At 64.6% G+C, this 18,277-nt stretch carries 19 protein-coding genes and 1 other RNA gene; 13 read left to right on the plus strand and 7 right to left on the minus strand.

Going from position 1 to position 18,277, the window contains the following annotated elements; translation table 11 throughout:
* Positions 1 to 21 precede the first annotated feature (21 nt).
* From ABIA30_RS20990 to hisN, 3 genes are all read right to left on the minus strand, one after another.
* Positions 22 to 1,233: an acyl-CoA dehydrogenase family protein gene (locus ABIA30_RS20990; protein WP_370068916.1), complete on the minus strand. Its 1,212-nt coding sequence runs from the start codon at positions 1,231 to 1,233 to the stop codon at positions 22 to 24.
* A gap of 48 nt (positions 1,234 to 1,281) precedes the next feature.
* Positions 1,282 to 2,676, minus strand: a complete 1,395-nt coding sequence (locus tag ABIA30_RS20995; protein WP_370068918.1) for an acyl-CoA dehydrogenase family protein — start codon at positions 2,674 to 2,676, stop codon at positions 1,282 to 1,284.
* Positions 2,677 to 2,771: 95 nt separating this feature from the next.
* Positions 2,772 to 3,548, minus strand: coding sequence for a histidinol-phosphatase (gene hisN / locus ABIA30_RS21000; RefSeq protein ID WP_370068920.1), 777 nt, complete (start codon positions 3,546 to 3,548; stop codon positions 2,772 to 2,774).
* Positions 3,549 to 3,606: 58 nt separating this feature from the next.
* Between hisN and ABIA30_RS21005 the strand changes: the two genes are divergently transcribed.
* Both ABIA30_RS21005 and ABIA30_RS21010 read left to right on the plus strand, forming a co-directional pair.
* On the plus strand, positions 3,607 to 3,948 hold the full coding sequence (locus ABIA30_RS21005; RefSeq protein WP_370068922.1) for a hypothetical protein: 342 nt from the start codon (positions 3,607 to 3,609) through the stop codon (positions 3,946 to 3,948).
* Positions 3,948 to 4,349 (plus strand): PPOX class F420-dependent oxidoreductase, encoded by a 402-nt coding sequence (locus tag ABIA30_RS21010; protein ID WP_370068924.1) that lies wholly within the window; start codon positions 3,948 to 3,950, stop codon positions 4,347 to 4,349. Before ABIA30_RS21005 ends, ABIA30_RS21010 begins: the two co-directional genes overlap by 1 nt.
* On the opposite strand, the gene ABIA30_RS21015 is transcribed toward ABIA30_RS21010, so the two are convergent.
* The gene (locus tag ABIA30_RS21015; RefSeq protein WP_370068926.1) at positions 4,350 to 5,726 is read right to left on the minus strand and encodes an FAD-dependent oxidoreductase; all 1,377 of its coding nucleotides are present in this window, start codon (positions 5,724 to 5,726) and stop codon (positions 4,350 to 4,352) included.
* Between the two features lie 147 nt (positions 5,727 to 5,873).
* On the opposite strand from ABIA30_RS21015, the gene prfB reads away from it, so the two are divergent.
* The 9 genes from prfB to ssrA all read left to right on the plus strand — a co-directional run bounded on the left by prfB (position 5,874) and on the right by ssrA (position 12,868).
* A complete protein-coding gene (gene prfB / locus ABIA30_RS21020) occupies positions 5,874 to 6,986 on the plus strand; it encodes a peptide chain release factor 2 (protein ID WP_370068928.1) in 1,113 nt (370 codons plus the stop codon).
* Positions 6,979 to 7,941 carry a mechanosensitive ion channel family protein gene (locus ABIA30_RS21025; protein ID WP_370068930.1) on the plus strand — a complete coding sequence of 321 codons (963 nt, stop codon included), beginning with the start codon at positions 6,979 to 6,981 and terminating at the stop codon, positions 7,939 to 7,941. Before prfB ends, ABIA30_RS21025 begins: the two co-directional genes overlap by 8 nt.
* Positions 7,938 to 8,450: a hypothetical protein gene (locus tag ABIA30_RS21030; RefSeq protein ID WP_370068932.1), complete on the plus strand. Its 513-nt coding sequence runs from the start codon at positions 7,938 to 7,940 to the stop codon at positions 8,448 to 8,450. Before ABIA30_RS21025 ends, ABIA30_RS21030 begins: the two co-directional genes overlap by 4 nt.
* A 45-nt stretch (positions 8,451 to 8,495) precedes the next feature.
* Positions 8,496 to 9,185 (plus strand): cell division ATP-binding protein FtsE, encoded by a 690-nt coding sequence (gene ftsE, locus ABIA30_RS21035; RefSeq protein WP_370069064.1) that lies wholly within the window; start codon positions 8,496 to 8,498, stop codon positions 9,183 to 9,185.
* The gene (ftsX, locus tag ABIA30_RS21040) at positions 9,185 to 10,081 is read left to right on the plus strand and encodes a permease-like cell division protein FtsX (protein WP_370068934.1); all 897 of its coding nucleotides are present in this window, start codon (positions 9,185 to 9,187) and stop codon (positions 10,079 to 10,081) included. Before ftsE ends, ftsX begins: the two co-directional genes overlap by 1 nt.
* Before the next feature lie 2 nt (positions 10,082 to 10,083).
* A complete protein-coding gene (gene smpB / locus ABIA30_RS21045; protein ID WP_370068936.1) occupies positions 10,084 to 10,578 on the plus strand; it encodes an SsrA-binding protein SmpB in 495 nt (164 codons plus the stop codon).
* Positions 10,575 to 11,420, plus strand: coding sequence for an EamA family transporter (locus ABIA30_RS21050; protein ID WP_370069066.1), 846 nt, complete (start codon positions 10,575 to 10,577; stop codon positions 11,418 to 11,420). The genes smpB and ABIA30_RS21050 overlap by 4 nt, the downstream gene beginning before the upstream one ends.
* Before the next feature lie 113 nt (positions 11,421 to 11,533).
* A complete protein-coding gene (locus ABIA30_RS21055) occupies positions 11,534 to 12,388 on the plus strand; it encodes a maleylpyruvate isomerase family mycothiol-dependent enzyme (RefSeq protein WP_370068938.1) in 855 nt (284 codons plus the stop codon).
* Between the two features lie 108 nt (positions 12,389 to 12,496).
* Positions 12,497 to 12,868: a transfer-messenger RNA gene (gene ssrA / locus ABIA30_RS21060) on the plus strand.
* Between the two features lie 69 nt (positions 12,869 to 12,937).
* On the opposite strand, the gene ABIA30_RS21065 is transcribed toward ssrA, so the two are convergent.
* Positions 12,938 to 13,723, minus strand: coding sequence for an MBL fold metallo-hydrolase (locus tag ABIA30_RS21065; RefSeq protein WP_370068940.1), 786 nt, complete (start codon positions 13,721 to 13,723; stop codon positions 12,938 to 12,940).
* Between the two features lie 270 nt (positions 13,724 to 13,993).
* Here ABIA30_RS21065 and ABIA30_RS21070 point away from each other — a divergent pair, with 270 nt between their 5' ends.
* Positions 13,994 to 15,322, plus strand: coding sequence for a PE-PPE domain-containing protein (locus ABIA30_RS21070; protein WP_370068942.1), 1,329 nt, complete (start codon positions 13,994 to 13,996; stop codon positions 15,320 to 15,322).
* 15 nt (positions 15,323 to 15,337) lie between these two features.
* Here ABIA30_RS21070 and ABIA30_RS21075 read toward each other — a convergent pair whose 3' ends face one another.
* Together ABIA30_RS21075 and ABIA30_RS21080 are read right to left on the minus strand one after the other, a co-directional pair.
* Positions 15,338 to 16,792, minus strand: a complete 1,455-nt coding sequence (locus tag ABIA30_RS21075) for a DUF4185 domain-containing protein (RefSeq protein ID WP_370068944.1) — start codon at positions 16,790 to 16,792, stop codon at positions 15,338 to 15,340.
* A gap of 289 nt (positions 16,793 to 17,081) precedes the next feature.
* On the minus strand, positions 17,082 to 17,414 hold the full coding sequence (locus ABIA30_RS21080) for a hemophore-related protein (protein WP_370068946.1): 333 nt from the start codon (positions 17,412 to 17,414) through the stop codon (positions 17,082 to 17,084).
* A gap of 346 nt (positions 17,415 to 17,760) precedes the next feature.
* Here ABIA30_RS21080 and ABIA30_RS21085 point away from each other — a divergent pair, with 346 nt between their 5' ends.
* A complete protein-coding gene (locus ABIA30_RS21085) occupies positions 17,761 to 18,222 on the plus strand; it encodes a hypothetical protein (protein WP_370068948.1) in 462 nt (153 codons plus the stop codon).
* Positions 18,223 to 18,277 lie beyond the last annotated feature (55 nt).

Genomic DNA, 18,277 nt, shown 5'->3' on the forward strand with positions numbered 1-18,277 from the left:
CCGGACCACCGGAGCAGCGAATCACTTGAGCTGCGCCGACGACAGGCCCAACAGGCGTCGTGCCACGACGAGCTGTTGAATCTGCTGGGTGCCCTCGAAGATGTCCAGGATCTTGGAGTCCCGCGCCCACTTCTCCAGCAGGGTGTGCTCGGAATACCCGGTGGTGCCGGCCAATTCGACGGCCTTGAGGGTGACGTCGGTGCCCATCCGGCCGGCCTTGGCCTTGCTCATGGACGCCTCTTTGGAGTTCGGGATCTTGTTGTCGGCCTGCCATGCCGCGCGCAGCGACAGTAGGTAGGCGGCCTCCCAGTCGGACTCCATCCGCAGGAACTCCGCGGCCGGCGCGCTCTGCGCGTGGGCCGGCTTGTCGTACGAGATCTCGATCCCGGCGTCGGTCAGGATTGCCCGCAGTTCCTCCAGGGCGGCACGGCCCACGCCGACGGCCATGGCCGCCACCATCGGGCGGGTGTTGTCGAAGGTCTCCATGACCCCGCCAAAACCCTTGTCCACCTTGATCTCCGGATCACCGAGCAGGTAGTCCTTGGGGATCCGGCAGTTGTCGAAGCGGATGACCGCGGTGTCGGAGGCCTTGATGCCCAGCTTGTGCTCGAGGCGCTCGACGATGACGCCGGGGTGCTCCCGCGGCACCGCGAACGACTTGATGGCCGCGCGGCCGAGCGAGCGGTCCAGCGTCGCCCACACCACGATGTGGGTGGCGCGCGATCCGGCGGTGACGAAGATCTTCTCGCCGTTGATCACGTACTCGTCGCCGTCGAGCACCGCGGTGGTCGAGACGGCGGCCGAGTCCGAACCGAAGCTGGGTTCGGTGATGGCCATCGCGGCCCACACCTTGCCCCACTTGGCCAGTTGCTCCTTGGTGGCCACCGCCGAGATGGCGGCATTGCCCAGGCCCTGGTAGGGCACCGTCAGCAGCAGCGCGACGTCACCCCAGCTGACCTCCAAGGCATTCAACAGCGCAGACATGTTGGCGCCGTTGGTGTTTGCGTGCTTGCTCTTCGATTCGGTGGCTGAGAACCCAGCTCCGGCGATAGAGACTGCGTTCGATTCCTGGATGCCTTCGAACAGGCTGGCCAGGGTGTCCAGCTCAGCCGGGTAGGCGTGTTCGGCCAGGTCATACTTCCGGGAGATCGGGCGGAGCATCTCCGCGGCGCCCTGATGTCCCTTCTCGACGACGGCTTGCAACTTGCGAGGTATTTCCAGATTGATTGCCATGATTGGTCTTTCGGAGAGTGAGAAGAATTGGGCGATTACCGGGCCGCGCTACAAGACGACGACACCTTCGGCGACGCCGAGAGCCCGCAGGTCGCGGTACCAGCGTTCGACCGGGTGTTCCTTGGTGTAGCCATGGCCGCCCAGCAGCTGGACGCCGTCGAGGCCGATCTGCATACCCTTGTCGGCGGCGAACCGCTTGGCCAGCGCGCCTTCGCGCAGGAACGGCATACCCTGCTCGGCGCGGGAAGCGCCGCGCCAGACGATCAGCCGCAGGCCGTCGAGCTCGATGGCGATATTGGCGCACATGAACGCCACCGACTGGCGGTGAGCGATCGGCTCACCGAACGCCTCGCGCTCCTTGACGTAGGGGACCACATAGTCGAGCACCGCGTGCGAGGTGCCGACTGCCAGTGCGGCCCAACCCAATCGGGCCAGGGCGATGGCTTCGGAATAGTCGTTATCGGTGGCCTCGTCCTCGCCGAGCCGATTGGCCAGCGGGACTGCGACGTTCTTCAGCTCGATCTGGCCGAGCGCGGCGGCCCGGATGCCCATGCTGGGGTCGGCGGTGACGGTCAGGCCCTCGGAGTTGGACTCGACGATGAACAGCGCCGGCTTGCCGTCGAGCTGGGCGCCGATGACGAACAGCTCAGCGTTGGCGGCGGCCGGTACCAGCGACTTGATGCCGTTGAGGCGGTACCCGCTCGGGGTGCGGATCGCGGTGGTCCGCAGGGCGGTGGGGTCGAACAGCGCGTGCGGTTCGGCAATCGCAACACAGGCTTGCGGCACGTTCTCGCCGGCGAACGCAGGCAGGAAGGTGGCCTGCTGGCCGGCGCTGCCCCAACGGGTCAGGGCCGATGCAACACCGCCGGGGGCCAGGATCGGCAGGGCCAGCCCCATGTCGCCGTAGGCCAGTGCCTCGGCGACCAGTGCCGTGGTGACCGTGCTCTGGGTGGCGGCGATGCCGTCGAAGTCCTCGGGCACGTTGATCGCGGTGATGCCGAGTTCGGCCGACTTCGCGATCAGGTCGGCGGGGTAGGTCGCAGCCGCGTCGGCGTCATGGGCGGCGGGCCGGAGGATCTCCTCGGAGAACTCGCGGACGGTGTCGACGATCATCTGCTGGTCTTCGTCGGGATTCAGGTCGAAGTAGTCCGAACCGCTGGGCTTGAGGCGCGTCGGCGCGCCGCTGCGTCCGGGGATGCGGTTGAACTGACGGCCCGCGGCGCCGGCGGTGGAGAACGCCGTCTTGATGCCGTACTTCAGGCCGCGGTTCAGCGGATCGCGCAGGTTGTACTTGTCGAGAAACTCTTGGCCGACCAACGGCGTGATCAGCGCCAGACCGATGTCGGTCGCTGTCCGCTTGTGTCGTTGCAGGCCGATGGCGCTCTCCGGGCCTTTGCGCGTGTGGCGTTGGGTCGAGCCATTCTGGGGAAGGGTGTTGGTCATTTCGACAGCCTCGCTTCGTTGGGGCAGTGCTCGATGACCGTATCTTACTCCTGAGTAAGATAAGGGGCAGTTGTTATCAACTTCACATCATGCGGTCAGGCGAGGGCGTTCAGAACCTGTTGATGGAGAGCGCCGTTGGTGGCCAGAGCGCTGCCGCCGTGTGGTCCCGATGCGCCGGCCACGTTGGTGAACGTGCCACCGGCCTCGCGGACCACCACGTCGAGGGCGGCCAGATCCCACAACTTGACCTCGGGCTCGACGGCGATGTCGATCGCGCCCTCGGCCACCAGGCAGTACGACCAGAAATCGCCGTAGCCACGGACCCGCCACACCGCGTCGGTCAGCGCCAAGAACTGCTCGCGCTTGTCGTCCCAGCCGGTGGTCAGATCCGAAAACGACAGGCTCGCCGCGTCGAGCGTGTCCACGCCGGACACCGAGATCGGGCGGGCCCGGCCGCCGAACGAGGTGAATGCGCCCTGACCGGTGCCGGCCCACCACCGCCGGCCCAGCGCCGGGGCGCTGACCACTCCGACCGTCGGCACGCCGTCGGTGAGCAATGCGATCAGGGTGGCCCACACCGGTACTCCGCGAACGAAGTTCTTGGTCCCGTCGATCGGGTCGATCACCCACTGTCGACCCGCGAAAATGGCTGTGCCGCCGTACTCTTCGCCCAGCAACGCGTCGTCGGGCCGGGCGCTCGCCAGCGTCGTACGCAAGACCTGTTCGACGCCCTGGTCGGCGTCGGTCACCGGCGTCAGGTCCGGCTTGGTCTCGATGCGCAGATCCAGTGCGCCGAAGCGGGCCAGGGTCAACTCATCGGCCTGATCGGCCAGTTGCAGTGCCAGGGCGATGTCGTTGGCGACGGTGCTCATGCGCAATCCACCTTCGCTTCTTGCTGGGGACTCATGGGTGCAGTCCTACCATGAGGGCGTGTGGGAATTCGTCGTGCTCATGGTCATGGTCGGGGCTCTCGCGCTACTCGCGGCGCCGTGGTTGCGACGCACCCGCGGCGGGGAGAGCGGGACGCTGCTGGTGACGGGTGTCAGCCCGCGCCCGCAAGCCACCGGCGAACAGTTCGTCACCATCACCGGCGTCATCTCCGGCCCATCGGTCAACGATCACGAGGTGTACGGGCGGCTGGCTGTCGACGTCGCCGATTGGCCCGTGATGGGGCAGATGATTCCAGTGGTTTACTCGCCCAAGAACCCGGACAACTGGAGCTTTGCGCCCAGTCCCGGCGCCAACCAACCGCCGAACGGAGAAACGATCTGATGCCAACGCTGCTGCCGGCCGGCCTGCTGGAACTGCTGAACAAACCGTCCCTGTGCTTCGTGGCGACGCTGATGCCCGACGGTTCACCGCAATTGAGTCAGACCTGGGTCACCACCGACGGCGAGCATGTCGTGATCAACATCGTCGACGGAATGCAGAAGGCGCGCAACCTCGCTCGCGATGGGCGGGTTGCGCTCAACATCGCCGACCCGGACAACCCGACTCGCTATTACGCGGTGCGCGGCCGGGTCATCGACATCACCATCGATGGTGCCAAACAGAGCATCGACGACATCTCACACAAATACCTGGGCATCCCGTACCCGTATTTCAGCGGCAACCCCGATGAGACTCGGGTACTGATCACGATTGAGGCCGACCGGATCAGCCCCGCGGAGTGACTACGGGTGGGCCACCCGCAGCATGTGATCCACATTCGTCAACTTCACCCTCGGCCGGCCTTGATCCTGGCCGGTGCCGACCTCGTGATCGTTGATCAGTCGCCAGTGTTCCTCGGTGACGAGCGCGGGTTGCCGCTCCGCCAGCCAGGCGGCCAGGTCATCGGAATGCGAAGGGCCGAAGTCGGCCAGGTCGATGTCGGCGATGTCGGCGATCAGCGTGTTGACGGTGTCTTGTGAGTCCTTCTTGTTGCTGCCGATCACGCCTGAGGGCCCGCGCTTGATCCAGCCGACGACGTATTCGTTGCGGCTGCCTTCGACCCGGCCGTCGGTATGCGGAATGGTCGCTGACCGTTCGTTGAACGGCAGACCGTGGGTCGGCACGCCCCGGTACCCGACGGCGCGGACGACCAACTGCGCGGGCAACTCCTCGCGGGCCCCGGTGTCCTTGGCCACGATCCAGCCGCCATCGTCGACGAGTTCGTTGTGGCCCAACACAATTGACTCGACGTGCTCGTCGCCCTTGAGCTCGATCGGCGAGGTCTGGAAACGGAACACGATGCGGCGCTTACGTCCCAGCACCCCGCGCTCGGCGTAGCCGCGCAGAATCTTGATGTTCTGTCGGACGGTCTTGCTGGCGCCTTCCAACTGCTCGTCGGTGATGCCGTCGACGTCGGCCGGGTCCACGACGACGTCGACGTCGGCCATCGCCGCCAGATCGCCCAGTTCACGCAGTTCGAGAGTGGTGAACGGAGCCTGCAGCGGACCACGTCGGCCCACCACCACGACCTCCTGGACACCACGGGCGCTCAACGCCGTCAGCGCATGGTCGGCGATGTCGGTGACCGCCAGTTCTTCCGGCGCGCTGACCAGGATGCGGGCCACGTCCAGCGCGACGTTGCCGTTGCCGACCACGACCGCGCGGTGCTGCGACACGTCGGGGGACATGTCTTCGAAATGCGGATGCGCGTTGTACCAACCGACGAAGTCGACCGCAGCGACACTGCCCGACAGCTCCTCGCCCGGGATGCCCAACGGACGATCGGACTGTGCGCCGATGGCGTAGATGACCGCGTCGTAACGCTCGGCGAGTTCGGCGGTCTGCACATGCTCGCCGACTTTCACATTGCCGAAGAACCGGAACCGCGGATCGTCGGAGGTCTTTTCGAATTGTCCGGTGACCGTCTTGATCTTCGGATGGTCCGGGGCCACCCCCGAGCGCACCAGCCCCCACGGGGTGGGGAGCATTTCCAGCATGTCGATCCGGACATCGGCCGGGTCTTCCGAATCCGCTTTGAGGTCAGCGAATTTCAACAGCGATGCGGCGGCGAAGAAGCCCGATGGGCCTGAACCGACGATCGCCACATGGTATGGGCGCATTGCGGGTGCTTTCTTGTTTTGCCCGGTGCGCGCAAGGGGCTGTCGCGACGCGGTCGAGCGGGGTCCATGGGCGATGCTAAACGTGTCTAAGCGATCCGGGGCTGACTATGCGAAGGTCTGTCCCACTGGTCGGTACCCTCATGCTTTGTGGACCTCGACCGTCAAGCCGACATAGCCGCCCTCGACAGCACCCTGACCACTGTGGAGCGGGTGCTCGACGTCGAAGGCCTGCGTGCGCGGATCACCAAACTGGAGGAAGAGGCGTCCGACCCGACGTTGTGGGACGACCAGGCGAACGCGCAGAAGGTCACCAGCAGCCTCTCGCACGCCCAGGGCGAGCTGCGCCGGGTCGAGGAACTGCGCGGCCGGATCGAGGACCTGCCCGTGCTGTACGAGCTGGCCGAGGAAGAAGAAGGCACCGCCAAAACCGAGGCCGTCGCCGATGCGGATGCCGAGCTGACCAAGCTGCGCGAGGAAATCGAGACTCTCGAGGTTCGGACCCTGCTCTCCGGGGAATACGACGAGCGTGAAGCCGTCGTCACCATCCGCTCAGGAGCCGGCGGTGTCGATGCCGCCGACTGGGCCGAGATGCTGATGCGGATGTATATCCGCTGGGCCGAGAAACACAACTACCCGGTCGAGGTATTCGACACCTCGTACGCCGAAGAAGCGGGCATCAAGAGCGCCACCTTCGCGGTGCATACCCCGTTCGCCTACGGCACGCTGTCGGTCGAGCAGGGCACCCACCGGCTGGTGCGGATCAGCCCGTTCGACAATCAGAGCCGGCGCCAGACCTCGTTCGCCGATGTCGAGGTGCTGCCGGTGGTGGAAACCGCCGACTCGATCGACATCCCCGAAGGCGATATCCGGGTGGACGTCTATCGGTCCAGCGGCCCGGGCGGGCAGTCGGTGAACACCACCGACTCCGCGGTCCGGCTGACGCACATCCCGACCGGCATCGTCGTCACCTGCCAGAACGAGAAATCGCAGCTGCAGAACAAGGTTTCCGCGATGCGGGTGCTGAGCGCCAAGCTGCTGGAACGTAAGCGTCAAGAAGAGCGGGCCGAGATGGACGCGCTCAAGGGCGACGGTGGCAGCTCCTGGGGCAACCAGATGCGCTCGTACGTGCTGCATCCGTACCAGATGGTCAAGGACCTGCGCACCGAGTACGAGGTCGGCAACCCGGCTGCTGTCCTCGATGGTGACATCGACGGCTTCCTGGAAGCCGGAATCCGCTGGCGCAATCGGAAAGATGACTAGCTTGTTCCCGGTCGATCGGCTGACGGTCACCTTCTACGCGAGTGCCGCTGAAAAGCACTCGCTCAGTTGGTGGGCTCAGCAGTGGCACAACTTCTGGCGCGGCTCGATCGGTGAGTGGATCATCACCCGCGGCCTGCGGATCGTCATGCTGGTCATCGCCGCGATGCTCATCTCGCGGTTCGTCACGTGGTGCGCGCACCGGATAACCAGCCGCATCGACGCCCGGTTCAGGGAGAGCGACGCGCTGGTGCGCTCGGAGACCACCAAACACCGGCAGGCCGTCGCGTCGGTCATCTCCTGGGTGACCATCGCCTTGGTGTCGGTCATCGTGCTGGTCGACATCACCGAGATCCTCGCCATCCCGATCGGCTCGCTGGTCGCGCCGGCCGCGGTGCTTGGTGCGGCCTTCGGATTCGGCGCCCAGCGCATCGTTCAGGACCTATTGGCTGGGTTCTTCATCATCACCGAAAAGCAGTACGGCTTCGGTGACCTGGTGTCGCTGACCGTCGGCGGCATCGCGGCACCGGCCGAAGGCACCGTCGAGGACGTCACGCTGCGAGTCACCAAACTGCGCTCCAGTGACGGGGAGGTCTACACCATCCCCAACGGTCAGATCGTCAAGACGGTCAACCTGTCCAAGGACTGGGCGCGTGCGGTGGTCGACATCCCGGTGCCCTCCAATGAGGATCTGGGCAAGGTCAACGAGGTGCTCAACCAGGTCTGCGTCAGGGCCATGGAAGACCCGCAACTGCGTGCGCTGCTGCTGGACAAGCCTCAGTTGATGGGTGTGGAGAGCATCGAGTTGGACACCGTGAACCTGCGGATGGTGGCACGCAGCCTGCCTGGCAAGCAGTTCGAAGTCGGGCGGCGGCTGCGGGTCATGGTGGTCACCGCGCTGAGCCGGGTGGGTATCGCGAGTCAGGCCAAGACCGGGTCGGAGGTGGAGATCGAATGAAACGTCTGACTCACGGCTGGCCGGCCTACCTGCTCGGGGGACGGATCCGTACCTCGACGGTGGTCCTGATCATCGCCTTCTTCGCCGCGTACTGGCTGCATCAGACGTACGCGCCGCCGCCTCCTCCGCCTGCGCCGGCACCCGCTGTGGTGCCGCCGGGGTTCGTGCCGGACCCGGCATACACCTGGGTGCCGCGTACCAACGTCAGCGAGGCGCCGAGGACGACCACGGAGACGACGCCAACCACCACTGAATCGACCGAGACCACCGAGACGACGGCACCCAGCGAGACCACGCCGAGTACGCCGACGACGACCTCGGCGCCGCCGACCACCACGGTCATCACCCCGGTACCCGGACTGCCGCCCCTGACGTTGCCGGTCCTGCCCGGGCTGGCGCCGCCTCCGCCGCCAGGAACGACGATCACGACGGCGACACCGGGACCGATACCGGCACCGACGCCGCAGGCCGGGGTGAGTTCGCCCTCACCCGCAGCACCGCCGCATTAGCCTGACCGGGCTCGGTCACCGACCCGGCTACACTGGCGTGCCGTGATGATCACCCTCGACAAAGTGAGCAAGCAGTACAAGTCCTCGGCTCGCCCTGCCCTGGACAACGTCTCACTCAAGATCGACAAGGGTGAGTTCGTGTTCCTCATCGGGCCGTCGGGTTCGGGCAAATCGACGTTCATGCGACTGCTTCTCGCCGAGGAACATCCCAGCTCGGGGGACATCCGGGTGTCCAAGTTTCATGTCAACCGCTTGCGGAATCGGCATGTGCCGGCGTTGCGTCAGGTGCTGGGCTGCGTGTTCCAGGACTTCCGGTTGCTGCAGCAGAAGTCGGTCTTCGAGAACGTGGCCTTCGCCCTGGAGGTGATCGGCAAGAAGCCCGACATCATCAACCGCGTGGTGCCCGACGTGTTGGAGATGGTCGGTTTGTCGGGCAAGGCCAACCGGCTGCCCGGCGAGCTGTCCGGTGGTGAACAGCAGCGGGTCGCGATCGCCCGGGCTTTCGTGAACCATCCGCTGGTCATCCTCGCCGACGAACCGACCGGCAACCTGGACCCGGAGACGAGCAAGGACATCATGGATCTGCTGGAGCGCATCAATCGCACCGGCACGACGATCCTGATGGCCACCCACGACCACCACATTGTTGATTCGATGCGCCGGCGCGTCGTCGAACTCGACCACGGCTGCCTGGTTCGCGATGAACAGAGCGGCGTCTACGGAATGGATCGCTAGTGCGCTTCGGCTTTCTGATCAGCGAAGTCCTGCAAGGTTTTCGCCGCAACATCACCATGACGGTCGCCATGATTCTGACGACCGCCATCTCCATCGGCCTGTTCGGCGGCGGTCTGCTGGTGGTCCGGTTGGCCGACCAGTCCAGCAAGATCTACCTGGACCGCGTGGAGACCCAGGTCTTCCTCACCAACGATGTGTCTGCCAACGACCTGCACTGCGACGCGGACCCCTGTAAGTCCTTGCGCAAGTTGATCGACGACCGCAAGGACGTCAAGTCGGTGCGGTTCCTCAACCGCGAGCAGGCTTACGACGACGCGGTGGCCAAGATCCCGGCGCTGAAGGACTTCGCCAGTAAGGATGCATTCCCCGCCTCGTTCGTCGTCAAGCTGGACGACCCGGAGCGGTACACCGATTTCGAGAATGCGTTGAAGGGCCAGCCCGGCGTCTTGAACCTGCTGAACCAGAAGCAGCTCATCGATCGGTTGTTCGCCATCCTCAACGGCCTGAGCAACGTGGCGTTCGCGGTGGCGCTGGTGCAGGCGGTCGGTGCGATCCTGTTGATCGCCAACATGGTTCAGGTGGCGGCGCGCACTCGGCGTACGGAGATCGGCATCATGCGACTGGTCGGCGCCAGCCGGTGGTACACCCAGCTGCCGTTCCTGGTGGAGGCGATGCTGGCGGCGTTGGTCGGCGTGGTGCTGGCGATCGTCGGTCTGATCACGGTCCGCGCGCTGTTCCTGGAGAGTGCGCTCGACCAGTTCTATCGCGCCAACCTGATCGCCAAGGTCGACTACAACGACGTCATCTATTACTGCGCCCCGTGGATGCTCTTGCTCGGTCTGGGCATGTCGGGCATCACCGCCTACGTCGCCCTGCGTCTGTACGTCAGGCGGTAGCGGTGGCCAATAAATCCAAGGACGACAAGTCGGGCAACAACAAGGTCGTCGCGACCAATCGCAAAGCCCGGCACAACTATTCGATCATCGATACCTACGAGGCGGGCATCGCCTTGATGGGGACCGAGGTCAAGAGTCTGCGTGAGGGTCAGGCCTCGCTGGCCGACGCGTTCGCCACCGTCGACGACGGCGAGATCTGGTTGCGTAACCTGCATATCGCCGAGTACTCGCACGGCAGCTGGACCAATCACGCGCCGCGGCGCAATCGCAAACTGCTGTTGCACCGCAGGCAGATCGACATGCTGGTGGGCAAGCTGCGCGACGGCAATTTCACCTTGGTGCCGCTGTCGCTCTACTTCTCCGGGGGTCGGGTCAAGGTCGAATTGGCGCTGGCCCGAGGCAAAGAGGCACACGACAAGCGTCAGGACATCGCCAAGCGCGACGCCCAGCGCGAGGTGGTTCGGGAACTCGGCCGGCGTGCCAAAGGCATGAGCTGACTGCCGTTCTATGGGCGCTGCTGTCAGCGTTCGGCTACGGCGTCAGTGACTTCGTCGGCGGTATCGCTTCTCGTCGGGTGCCTGCGCTGCGTGTCGTACTGATTTCCTACCCGATGGCCGCGGTGTTCCTCGGTGTGTTGGCTTGCGTTGTCGGCGGCCACATTTCGTCCGGCGCCGTGCTGTGGGGTGCGTTGTGCGGCATCGGTCAGGCCTTCGGTGTGTGGTGGTTCTACGCAGCCATGGCGGCCGGCCCGATGTCTGTGGTGTCGCCGCTGACCGCGATCTTGGTCGCCGGGGTACCGCTGGGCTTCGGAATCGCCATGGGGGAACGCCCCAGTGCGGTTGCTTGTGCCGGCATCCTGCTGGCGTTGGTCGCGGTGTTCCTGGTCAGCGCGCAAGCCACCGACGAGGACTCGACGCCGCACAGGTTCACCGCCAAGGTCGCCTGGTTGACCGTCGGTTCCGGTTTGGCGTTCGGGCTCAATTTCGTGCTGATCCATCAGGCACCGCATGATGCGCGGTTGTGGCCGTTGGTGTTCGGGCGGTTGTCGGCTACGGCAGTGGTGCTCTGTGTGGCACTGCTGACGCGCAATCTCGTTGCGCCGCGGGGACTGCCGTTGCGCCTCGCCTTGTTCGCATCGTGCTTGGACACCGTGGCGAACGTGTCCATGCTGTTGGCGTTGCAGGGGTCGATGCTGTCGTTGGCCAGCGTGCTGATCTCGTTGTATCCGGCCGCGACCGTTGCGCTGGCGCTGGTGGTGCTGCGCGAGCGGGTGACCACGTGGCAGACGGCCGGGATGGTGTTGGCGTTGGGAGCCGTCGCGATGATCGCGACTGGGTAGCCGCGGCGCGGTTCGGTGGCCGTGCTGCCCGCCTTGTTGCGACAAAACGACCCCGACGTGACGCTTCGTCGAAAGTCCGGGTTTCGGGTGGGTGTGCGACGTACTGTCAGCCCGTGAGCAGCTCAACGCGCCCTGTCACCGTCATGGAGAAATCCGCCGTCCTGCCCGGTTTGTTCGGCGTGTGGGACGGCCTAAATGATTTGTTGTCAACGATTTCCGAAGCGGAATTGCTGACGACGCAGACCGAGCTGCCGGGATGGCATGTGCGCGATGTTGTCGCGCACATCATCGGAACCGAGCTGACGCTCAAGGGCGAGCCGTTGCCCGACACCGATATCGATGTCTCCGAACTGGACCACGTGCACAACCCCGTGGGTGTGATGAACGAGTGCTGGATCCGGCAGCTGGCCGCGTTGTCCGGTGATGAACTGCTGGCCAAGTTCCGGTCCGTCACCGATGAACGGCGTGCCGTGCTAGAAGCCATGTCCGATGACGACTGGAACACCCCGACGATGACGCCGGTCGGCTTGGACAGCGTCGGGCGGTTCATGCGGGTCCGGACCTTCGACTGTTGGATGCACGAGCAGGACATCCGTGAATCCGTTGCCCGGCCGGCCTCTGATGCTGCTCTGCAGACGCTCGCAGCGCAGCTGTCGCTCGATGAGATCGAAACCAGCATGGGGTTCGTGGTGGCCAAGCGCGGGGGAGCGCCGGCTGGTTCTCGGGTGGCCTTCGAGCTGACCGGGCCGCTGTCGCGCACCATTCGGGTCGCCGTTGACGGCAAGGCGGCGGTAGTGCCGGACTTCGGCGGCGTGGAACCGACCACCACGATCCGGATGGACGGGTGGCAGTTCACCCGGCTGTGCGGCGGGCGTCCACTGGGTGCGGTGCGGCCCGCCGGTATCGAGTTCGAAGGCGATGCCGAAGTTGGCCGGCGCATCGTCGAGCACCTCGGCTACGTCATGTGACCTGGCCATCTGGCTACTTGCCGGATACTCGGTGGAGCTTGTCGGAGCTATCTCCTATGATGGAGTGTCCTGCCGAAAGTCGACAGGGTGAGCGAAGTTCACAGGCAAGGGGCTGAACGGTTTCGACTTCGCGCATCGAATCAAGGGAAGCGTGCCGGTGCAGGCAAGAGACCACCGTAAGCGTCGTTGTAACCAATTAAGCGCCGATTCCAATCAGCGCGACTACGCCCTCGCTGCCTAAGCAGCCAGCGCGTGTCTGTCAGACCGGGACCGCCCTCGGCCCGGACCCTGGCATCGTCTAGAGGGACCCACCCACGGGTTCGGTCGCGGGACCTGTGGGGACATCCAACAGCGACTGGGATTGTCATCTCGGCTTGTTCACGTGACCGAGAGATCCAAGTAGAGACATAGTGAACTGCGCACGGAGAAGCCTCGAGGGAATGCCGTAGGACCCGGGTTCAATTCCCGGCAGCTCCACCGAGTGAAACCCCGCCCGTCAACACGGGCGGGGTTTTCCTTTTGTAGGTACTCGCCGTGACGTGCACAGTCTCACGTGGCCCGCGCTCGTTCGAGTAGATCCGGATCGTGGGCGGTGATGACAAGCCGGGTTGGGTCGCCTTGCTGGTACAGGTCGGCGAGCCGCTGGCGGTCCTTGCGCAACCGCCTAATGTCATGCGCCACAAAACGTTCCTGAACCCGAATGGGTATCGGGGAACGCCGGCCCGAACCGTCGAGCGACGAGCGTAGGTAGGCCGCATCTCCGGCATGTAGGACCCAGCGGTGGCCGGCGTCGACCGCGATCGCGGTGTGCCCACGGGAGTGTCCCGGAGTGGAGATCATCACGATGCCGGCCGCGACGTCGGTCAGTTCGTGAGCCTGATGGAACGTCTCCCACGACTCGCCGACCGGTTCGTGGACGACCAGGCGACTGTCGAGCGCCCAGCGCGCGTGCCGGTAGCGGGCCCGGTCGGCGACGGTGCGGGGGTCGCGGACGGCGTCGGTCTCGGCCCGGGAGACGTGTACGTGGGCTTCGGGGAAGTCGGTGACGCCCCCGATGTGGTCGACGTCGAGGTGAGTGAGCACAATATGACGAACATCGTTGCGCCGGAAGCCAAGTCGCTCGATCTGCCGGACGGCGGCCTCGGCAGGGTTGAGGTCGGCTTTGGCGATATGCCGGTAGGGACCGAGCCGGTGCGCCGGGTCGGCGATGTCGGCCAGTCCGTAGCCGGAGTCGACCAGGACGAGGCCACCAGCTGTCTCGACGAGGAGCACGTGACAGACCAGATGCGTGCCCAGCAAGTGCATGGTGCCGCAATTGAGGTGATGGACCTTCATGCACCCATTCTTTTGGAAGAAGATTCGCCGTGATCGCGTGGGGTCGGCGGCTGGCCCAATAGGGAAATCACAGTCAATTGACAGCATATATACAGAATGCGAAATGAGGGCAAAGGCGTGCGAATATGTCCGAGCTTCAATGGAATTGGGCGGTACGTGGCCTCATCCCGGTCGAGCATACCCATGGTATGAACATCAGCAGGCTGTCGTCATGGCACCAGGGGAGGGCTTGACATGCATCGTGTCTCGAGTATGAGAACTATTTGGTCGATGATCGTCGCTGCCGTTGCCTTCGCGGTAACGGTTGCAATGGGTTTCATGTCCAGCATCGGTGTCGGGGTCAAACTGCTCGCGGGCACGCTGGTCCTGATCGGCGGCAACAGCAACCCGACGAGTGCGGGCATGAACCAGCAACTCGGCGGTGACCCGCTGCCCGTCGGCGTCAAGACTTCGGTACTGCAGCCGGTCGGGGTCGCGGGCCAGGCGTACCTCGACCCGACCAACCCTGCTTCGCCGTTCTACGGCTATAACCCGGTCTTCGTGCAGTGGCCGTCGCAGATCCCGTTCACCACCAACTGGAGCGGTGGCGAGACTTTCGAGCAATCGCAGCAGGCCGGGCTGACCGCTATGCAGGCCGCGATCGCTTCAGGGCTGGCCGGCGGCGGACCGGTCGAGGTGGCGGGCTATTCGTCGAGCGCCAATATCGTTGTGCAAGAACTGAAAGCGCTCAAAGCTGAAGGTTCACCGGATACCAGCGAGCTGCAGTTCATGATGCTCGCCGGCATGAACCGGCCGAATGGTGGTATCGCAGAACGCTTCGCGGGCATTGTTGTTCCGTTCATCAACGTGCCCCTGGGTGGGTCTCCGCAGACCAAGACCAACTACAAGGTCACCGATGTCAGCTGGCAGTACGACCCGATCTCGGACTTTCCGAACTATCCGCTGGACGTCGTCTCCGATCTGAACTCGCTCGTCGCGTTCTTCACCCAGCACTCCGACTACTACTACGCGAACGTCAGCCCGAGCGCTCCGAGGGTCACCCCGGATACGACGGTAGGCAATATCACTTACATCACGCTCGCGGCTCCCACGCTTCCGCTGGTCGTGCCTTTGGAGGCGCTCGGGTTTCCCAAGCCGTTCATCAATCTGATCGAGCCGGCGCTGAAGGTTCTCGTCGACTTCGGCTACAACCGCAGGATCAGCCCCGGCACGCCGACTCCGTGGAGCTTGGCGCCGACACCAGACCAGTGGATCTCGTTGCCGTTCGCGCTGATTCAGGCGGCCGGCCAAGGCATCGCGGACGCATTGAACCCGAACTACGGCAAGACCAAGGCGGCGACGACGTCGGCTACCCCCGTCGCTGCCGTCAAATCGGCTGTGCGGCAATCGAAGGCGCTAGCTGCCACCCCCGTTGCCGCGGGACCGAACGTCAAGCCGGACAACAACAAATCGCAGAAAGCCGGGCTGCCCAAGGGCGACAAGGATTCATCCGGCCAGCGGCATACCCAATCCGGCGACCACAGCGGCGCCGATGATCAGTCCGCCGTCAACGCGCCGAAGCACGCCAAGAGCACTGGTGCCCACGGCCACGGTCACTGACCTGGGGCAGACCGCTTACGGCAGGACGGTGTGCAGCAGCATCACGTTGTACGCGGACCACAGCGACAAGTTGAAGTACAGGTCTCGTCCGGTCGACCAGGGGTGCAGGAACGGTGCGTAAACCCCGCCGGGGAATTGCATCGCGGACACGACCAGTCGCTCAGGACTCCACGGCCCGACCGGGGTCGGAGAAGTGCGGAACACCACGTCGGAGAGGTTGTTGCAGTACATCACCAGGTATTGCTTGAGGTAGGTGTTGTACTGCACCGACATCTCGCCGACCGGCCCGGGGATCACCGGAGACGCGGCGGCGGGGTTGTTGGGCACCCAGGACTGGCTGTCGTTGCTCCAGTACTGGTACTTGCTCACGTCAGGCAAGAAGTTCGGGGTTACGCGGGAAATGTATCCCGAGCCACTGCGGCCGGGCGGCGTGCCATAGGAGTAGATGTAGCCGTCGTTGCCCTTGAGAAACGCGCCCTGCTGGAAGTTTTCGTTGCCGGGGACGTAGGCAACCTGTGCCACATTGCCCGGCGCCATGGGGCGAACGCTGGTCGGATAGACGCCCCAGTTCTGGCCGTTGTCGTTGGAGACCGCGATCCCCGAATAGTTGGTCGTCCACGAGCCCGTGTTGTCCCAGCTCTTGATCGACATGAAGCTGGCGTACTGCGTTTTGCCGACCGCGATTCCGGACGTCGGGATGATGCCCTTCTCCGGCTCGGCCCACCGGATGGTCGGGATGACCTGTTTGGACAGGCTCGGTTGCCATTCGGGGGAGCCTGAGTACGGGTCACTGACGGAGCCAGCGGGCACACTGACGCCGTGCGACAGGCTCCGGTCGCTGGTCCGCAGCAGCGTGTTGTAGCGCCATTGCAGATTGGCGGCGTTGCAGTTGCCGTAGGTGTCGCCGAACATCATCAACACCTGGTGATTCGCCGGATCGCCGTTGTCCCACATGATGCCCAGGTCGGTGCCTGAGATGCCGAACCGGGGCAGTGTGCTGCCGCCGGCGCTCTGATCGCCGGTGGTCCAGCCGACCAGTGATGTCGTGCCGGCGTCGATTGCAGGTGCCGGCGGTTCGGTGGGCTGGGCTGCGGCCGGGGCGGGTTGGACCGTCTGTGCGCGCGGCGTCAGTGGTGTGCCCGGAACGACCGCGGCCTGTTGCTGCAGGGCACCCGTGCCCTGGGCGATGGCGCCGATGAGCGAGCGCGACAGCTGGCCGAGCCTGGGCAGTGGCGCGTTCGAATTCGCGTTACTCGGCCGGTGACCAGATGGGCCAGAGATGGGAGCCGTGGCTGAGCCGTTGGCACCCGGGCACGGTTCTGCGGCTACCGGCGGCGCGACGTGCACCGTCATGGCGGCGACTGTTGCGGCCGTCAGCGCGACCGAAGCGAAGCGAGGACGCGGCGACAAGGTCACACCTTTCGAGAGATCGACGCCGTTGCGGACGTCGGCAGCGGACCCCTGTGACATTAGTGATTGGTGTGGTTGAAGTGATCATCGAGTTATTGATGGGTATATAAATGTGACCGCGTCGCAACGGTCGTTCCGCGCGCGCCGCGCCATTGCCGTGAACGCATTCGGCCCCGACCGGAGAACCGACCGGGGCCGAATGACGGGCATGGCGTGCGTGACGGGCTGCAAAGGCATCCGGATCCGCACGCAAAAACGCAGCCCAACCTGATTGCTGTGCTCCGGGCAGAACGGGTCAACTGCCGGGAGCGTGGCGTTACAAGTCGGGCTGCGCTCTAGCTGACGAGTGTCAGAAGTTGTTGCAGGTGTTCGCGACGTTCATGATCACGCCGGTGTACTGCGTCACGCCCGGGGTGGCTTCAGCCTGCTGAACCATCTTCGCGCGCTGATCCGGACCGGCGTTGACCAGCTGGTGCAGCCAGCCGACAGCCATCGGGTTGGCCTGGAGCTGCTGTGCCAGTGCCGGGTTCTCCGCGTTGAGCGCGGCGATGACCTGAGGGTAGGAACAGGTCGAGTTGATGATCGGGCCTGGGTCCGGGAGCGCAGAAGCGATGCCGGAACCGGCCATCAGCGACAGCAGGACGCCGCCGGCCCCAGCGATCATTCTGTTGGTCAATGCCATTTCTAATTCCCCTCCCGCACCAGCTTTGTGATGCGAACAAAGTTGCTAACGACCACGTTAGCAGTTGTATCGACGCTCATCCTGTGTGCGTTACACGGCAGCTGTAGTCAGGTGACCGGCGCGGGCGCCGCAGCGTTCGATCGACGCAATAGTGCCTGTACAAATCACAAATACCAGCTGATCTGATTCGGCTGAAGGCGAAACCGGCCGCCGCCAACACTCCTAAAGCTACCTCGTAGTTTTCGGTCAGGCCATTCACATCGTTCGGCCAGCTCAGGCTGCCAGCTCCGACGGTAGGTTGGCGAGCGAATTCGAGGATGTGAGGTGCTCTATGGACGTCGAAACAGTGGACCGGCAGTACGCCGCCCTGCAGCAACAAGCGCAGCAGACCGGCGCGCTGATCCAGGCGCTCGCCGGCAAGCTGGCGACGGCAGTGGCTGCCGGGGATGTCAATGCGCGGGAGTGGCAACTCGACCTCAAGGAGATCGCGCTGGCCGTTCGAGACGAGGAGAGCGCCACCGGCGCTGTGTTCCAGGCCATTCACGCACTGGTGGACAACCACGTTCAGAGTGCGCCGATCCCCGAGCCCCAGTATCAGCAGCCCGCGTATCAGCAGCCCGCGTATCCGCCGCCGGGCCAGTATCAGCAGCCGCAGTATCAGCCGCAGGCTTACGCGCAGCCGCAGTATCAGCAGGCCGGTGGCACGTTGCAGCGATTCCTCGGCGGCAACTTCGGTCAGTCAATTGTCCGCGGTGCCGGATTCGGTATCGGAGACGACATTGTGAACAGTATTTTCGATCGCATTTGACCAAATCCGGTGCCAATTTCCGGTGAACGGATTTGGCCGGCCAGGCATTTGTGGT

This window comes from Mycobacterium sp. MAA66 (assembly GCF_041261665.1).
Taxonomy (GTDB): Bacteria; Actinomycetota; Actinomycetes; order Mycobacteriales; family Mycobacteriaceae; genus Mycobacterium.